Origin of the sequence: Streptococcus sp. HMSC062B01, assembly GCF_001811085.1 — a bacterium.
Lineage (GTDB): Bacteria > Bacillota > Bacilli > Lactobacillales > Streptococcaceae > Streptococcus > Streptococcus gordonii.
This window is the reverse complement of record NZ_KZ672772.1, coordinates 1-5,058: the sequence shown is the minus strand read 5'-3', so window position 1 is coordinate 5,058 and position 5,058 is coordinate 1. Positions and strand designations below refer to the sequence as shown.

The following is a 5,058-nucleotide window of genomic DNA, read 5'->3' as shown; positions in this document are numbered from 1 at the left end:
TGCTAAGCGACTACCATATCTCACAGGGGGCAACCCCCAACTACTTCCGGCGTTCTAGGGCTTAACTGCTGTGTTCGGCATGGGTACAGGTGTATCTCCTAGGCTATCGTCACTTAACTATTGAGTATCTAATCTACTCAAAATTGAATAACTACTCATTTCTAACAATACTTTTTGAACGCTGCGCTCAATGAAAATTGGATAAGTCCTCGAGCTATTAGTATTAGTCCGCTCCATGTGTCACCACACTTCCACTCCTAACCTATCAACCTGATCTTCTCTCAGGGCTCTTACTAACTTGCGTTATGGGAAATCTCATCTTGAGGTGGGTTTCACACTTAGATGCTTTCAGCGTTTATCCCTTCCCTACATAGCTACCCAGCGATGCCTTTGGCAAGACAACTGGTACACCAGCGGTAAGTCCACTCTGGTCCTCTCGTACTAGGAGCAGATCCTCTCAAATTTCCTACGCCCGCGACGGATAGGGACCGAACTGTCTCACGACGTTCTGAACCCAGCTCGCGTGCCGCTTTAATGGGCGAACAGCCCAACCCTTGGGACCGACTACAGCCCCAGGATGCGACGAGCCGACATCGAGGTGCCAAACCTCCCCGTCGATGTGAACTCTTGGGGGAGATAAGCCTGTTATCCCCAGGGTAGCTTTTATCCGTTGAGCGATGGCCCTTCCATGCGGAACCACCGGATCACTAAGCCCGACTTTCGTCCCTGCTCGAGTTGTAGCTCTCGCAGTCAAGCTCCCTTATACCTTTACACTCTGCGACTGATTTCCAACCAGTCTGAGGGAACCTTTGGGCGCCTCCGTTACCTTTTAGGAGGCGACCGCCCCAGTCAAACTGCCCGTCAGACACTGTCTCCGATAGGGATCACCTATCCGGGTTAGAGTGGCCATAACACAAGGGTAGTATCCCAACAGCGCCTCCATCGAAACTGGCGTCCCGATCTCGTAGGCTCCTACCTATCCTGTACATGTGGCACAGACACTCAATATCAAACTGCAGTAAAGCTCCATGGGGTCTTTCCGTCCTGTCGCGGGTAACCTGCATCTTCACAGGTACTAAAATTTCACCGAGTCTCTCGTTGAGACAGTGCCCAAATCATTACGCCTTTCGTGCGGGTCGGAACTTACCCGACAAGGAATTTCGCTACCTTAGGACCGTTATAGTTACGGCCGCCGTTTACTGGGGCTTCAATTCATACCTTCGCGTTTCCGCTAAGCACTCCTCTTAACCTTCCAGCACCGGGCAGGCGTCACCCCCTATACATCATCTTACGATTTAGCAGAGAGCTGTGTTTTTGATAAACAGTTGCTTGGGCCTATTCACTGCGGCTGACCTAAATCAGCACCCCTTCTCCCGAAGTTACGGGGTCATTTTGCCGAGTTCCTTAACGAGAGTTCTCTCGCTCACCTGAGGCTACTCGCCTCGACTACCTGTGTCGGTTTGCGGTACGGGTAGAGTATGATACATCGCTAGAAGCTTTTCTTGGCAGTGTGACATCACTAACTTCGCTACTAAACTTCGCTCCCCATCACAGCTCAACGTTACAGGTATAAGCATTTGACTCATACCACGCCTCACTGCTTAGACAGACTCTTCCAGTCGTCTGCTTTAGTTAGCCTACTGCGTCCCTCCATCACTTCATACTCTAGTACAGGAATATCAACCTGTTGGCCATCGGATACACCCTTCGGTCTCTCCTTAGGTCCCGACTAACCCAGGGCGGACGAGCCTTCCCCTGGAAACCTTAGTCTTACGGTGGACAGGATTCTCACCTGTCTTTCGCTACTCATACCGGCATTCTCACTTCTATGCGTTCCAGCGCTCCTCACGGTACACCTTCTCCACACATAGAACGCTCTCCTACCATCCCCTAAGGGATCCACAGCTTCGGTAAATTGTTTTAGCCCCGGTACATTTTCGGCGCAGGGTCACTCGACTAGTGAGCTATTACGCACTCTTTGAATGAATAGCTGCTTCTAAGCTAACATCCTAGTTGTCTGTGCAACCCCACATCCTTTTCCACTTAACAATTATTTTGGGACCTTAGCTGGTGGTCTGGGCTGTTTCCCTTTCGACTACGGATCTTAGCACTCGCAGTCTGACTGCCGACCATAATTCATTGGCATTCGGAGTTTATCTGAGATTGGTAATCCGGGATGGACCCCTCACCCAAACAGTGCTCTACCTCCAAGAATCTTGATGTCGACGCTAGCCCTAAAGCTATTTCGGAGAGAACCAGCTATCTCCAAGTTCGTTTGGAATTTCTCCGCTACCCACAAGTCATCCAAGCACTTTTCAACGTGCCCTGGTTCGGTCCTCCAGTGCGTTTTACCGCACCTTCAACCTGCTCATGGGTAGGTCACATGGTTTCGGGTCTACGTCATGATACTATTGCGCCCTATTCAGACTCGGTTTCCCTACGGCTCCGTCTCTTCAACTTAACCTCGCATCATAACGTAACTCGCCGGTTCATTCTACAAAAGGCACGCTCTCACCCATTAACGGGCTCGAACTTGTTGTAGGCACACGGTTTCAGGTTCTATTTCACTCCCCTCCCGGGGTGCTTTTCACCTTTCCCTCACGGTACTGGTTCACTATCGGTCACTAGGGAGTATTTAGGGTTGGGAGATGGTCCTCCCAGATTCCGACGGGATTTCTCGTGTCCCGCCGTACTCAGGATACTGCTAGGTACAGAATCTATTTAAAATACGAGGCTCTTACTCTCTTTGGCTGACTTTCCCAAGTCATTCTTCTATAAATTCTGAGTCCACATTGCAGTCCTACAACCCCGAAGAGTAAACTCTTCGGTTTGCCCTCCTGCCTCTTCGCTCGCCGCTACTAAGGCAATCGCTTTTGCTTTCTCTTCCTGCAGCTACTTAGATGTTTCAGTTCACTGCGTCTTCCTCCTCATATCCTTAACAGATATGGGTAACAGGCATCTACCTGTTGGGTTCCCCCATTCGGATATCCACGGATCGTCGCTTACTTACAGCTCCCCGAGGCATTTCGTCGTTTGTCACGTCCTTCTTCGGCTCCTAGTGCCAAGGCATCCACCGTGCGCCCTTACTAACTTAACCTTATTTTTGACCTTTCAGTCTTAAACTCATTAATATTCACAGCGTTTCGGTTTATTTCTTGTTACTATTTGATATAGTTATTCAATTTTCAATGGACTAGTTTGGAACTGAACGTTCCAATGGAGCCTAGCGGGATCGAACCGCTGACCTCCTGCGTGCAAAGCAGGCGCTCTCCCAGCTGAGCTAAGGCCCCACAAGACCTCTCAAAACTAAACAAGACTCCATCGTGCATTCCGTTTTTCCTTAGAAAGGAGGTGATCCAGCCGCACCTTCCGATACGGCTACCTTGTTACGACTTCACCCCAATCATCTATCCCACCTTAGGCGGCTGGCTCCTAAAAGGTTACCTCACCGACTTCGGGTGTTACAAACTCTCGTGGTGTGACGGGCGGTGTGTACAAGGCCCGGGAACGTATTCACCGCGGCGTGCTGATCCGCGATTACTAGCGATTCCGACTTCATGTAGGCGAGTTGCAGCCTACAATCCGAACTGAGACTGGCTTTAAGAGATTAGCTTGCCGTCACCGACTTGCGACTCGTTGTACCAGCCATTGTAGCACGTGTGTAGCCCAGGTCATAAGGGGCATGATGATTTGACGTCATCCCCACCTTCCTCCGGTTTATTACCGGCAGTCTCGCTAGAGTGCCCAACTGAATGATGGCAACTAACAATAAGGGTTGCGCTCGTTGCGGGACTTAACCCAACATCTCACGACACGAGCTGACGACAACCATGCACCACCTGTCACCGATGTACCGAAGTAAAACTCTATCTCTAGAGCGGGCATCGGGATGTCAAGACCTGGTAAGGTTCTTCGCGTTGCTTCGAATTAAACCACATGCTCCACCGCTTGTGCGGGCCCCCGTCAATTCCTTTGAGTTTCAACCTTGCGGTCGTACTCCCCAGGCGGAGTGCTTAATGCGTTAGCTGCGGCACTAAGCCCCGGAAAGGGCCTAACACCTAGCACTCATCGTTTACGGCGTGGACTACCAGGGTATCTAATCCTGTTCGCTCCCCACGCTTTCGAGCCTCAGCGTCAGTTACAGACCAGAGAGCCGCTTTCGCCACCGGTGTTCCTCCATATATCTACGCATTTCACCGCTACACATGGAATTCCACTCTCCCCTTCTGCACTCAAGTTAAACAGTTTCCAAAGCGTACTATGGTTAAGCCACAGCCTTTAACTTCAGACTTATCTAACCGCCTGCGCTCGCTTTACGCCCAATAAATCCGGACAACGCTCGGGACCTACGTATTACCGCGGCTGCTGGCACGTAGTTAGCCGTCCCTTTCTGGTAAGATACCGTCACAGTGTGAACTTTCCACTCTCACACCCGTTCTTCTCTTACAACAGAGCTTTACGATCCGAAAACCTTCTTCACTCACGCGGCGTTGCTCGGTCAGACTTTCGTCCATTGCCGAAGATTCCCTACTGCTGCCTCCCGTAGGAGTCTGGGCCGTGTCTCAGTCCCAGTGTGGCCGATCACCCTCTCAGGTCGGCTATGTATCGTCGCCTAGGTGAGCCGTTACCTCACCTACTAGCTAATACAACGCAGGTCCATCTGGTAGTGGTGCAATTGCACCTTTTAATCAATTATCATGCAATAATTAATATTATGCGGTATTAGCTATCGTTTCCAATAGTTATCCCCCGCTACCAGGCAGGTTACCTACGCGTTACTCACCCGTTCGCAACTCACAGTCTATGGTGTAGCAAGCTACGGTATAAACTGTGCGTTCTACTTGCATGTATTAGGCACGCCGCCAGCGTTCGTCCTGAGCCAGGATCAAACTCTCATTTAAGCGTTTGAGTCTTACTCATTTCTGTCCACTGACAGATTTATTTTTCGTTCTTTGACAGGTCACATATCTCTATGTCACCCTGCACTTGGTTCGTCTTGTTCAGTTTTCAAAGGTCTTTGCCTCCCTCGGAGACAACTATCTTAGTATATCATCTACT

The 5,058-nt window shown here is 50.3% G+C and carries 1 tRNA gene and 3 rRNA genes; all 4 read right to left on the bottom strand.

The features are described 5' to 3' along the window. Position 1: 1 nt before the first annotated feature. The 4 genes from rrf to HMPREF2780_RS02250 all read right to left on the bottom strand — a co-directional run bounded on the left by rrf (position 2) and on the right by HMPREF2780_RS02250 (position 4,901). Positions 2-117: ribosomal RNA gene (rrf, locus tag HMPREF2780_RS02265) — 5S ribosomal RNA — on the bottom strand. An 80-nt stretch (positions 118-197) separates the two neighbouring features. Next, positions 198-3,097, bottom strand: a 23S ribosomal RNA gene (locus HMPREF2780_RS02260). A gap of 120 nt (positions 3,098-3,217) precedes the next feature. Continuing rightward, positions 3,218-3,290 (bottom strand) — tRNA-Ala (locus tag HMPREF2780_RS02255). Between the two features lie 54 nt (positions 3,291-3,344). Beyond that, positions 3,345-4,901, bottom strand: a 16S ribosomal RNA gene (locus tag HMPREF2780_RS02250). The 16S, 23S and 5S rRNA genes sit together here with 1 tRNA gene alongside, the layout of an rRNA operon. Positions 4,902-5,058 lie beyond the last annotated feature (157 nt).